Source organism: Bradyrhizobium sp. Kon56 (assembly GCF_055807635.1).
Window position 1 is genome coordinate 1 of sequence record NZ_JBVVOU010000266.1, and the last position, 325, is coordinate 325.

Annotated in this window: 1 protein-coding gene; it reads right to left on the reverse strand. The window is 57.2% G+C overall.

The genetic code is table 11. From position 1 onward, the window contains the following. The coding region (locus tag AC0L3B_RS38915; RefSeq protein WP_473383005.1) for a transporter substrate-binding domain-containing protein at window positions 1–277 on the reverse strand (277 nt) is incomplete at its 3' end. Window positions 278–325: the final 48 nt, after the last annotated feature.

The window sequence follows — 325 nt, forward strand, 5'->3', positions numbered from 1 at the left end:
TCCCCAACAGTACGCCGACCCGCTTGCCCTTGAGCGATTTTGCAGTGGGCTTGAGCCCTGACGTCTTGCGAGCAACCAGGCGTGTGGTGAAGGGGTAGAGATTATCGGTGAAACTGACAAAGCGCTGGCGTTTCGATGTGGGCGCAATGCCCATGATCGCGTCGAACTGCCTGGCTTCAAGCGCGCGGAAATCCTCGACAAGGACTTGATCGACCCAGGTACAGCGCACAATCAAATGCACGCACAGGGCGTTACCCAGTTCGATGTTCAGGCCCACCAGATCACCTTGTAGGTTACGGCTCTGAAAGGGGGAAAAATGCGCGGC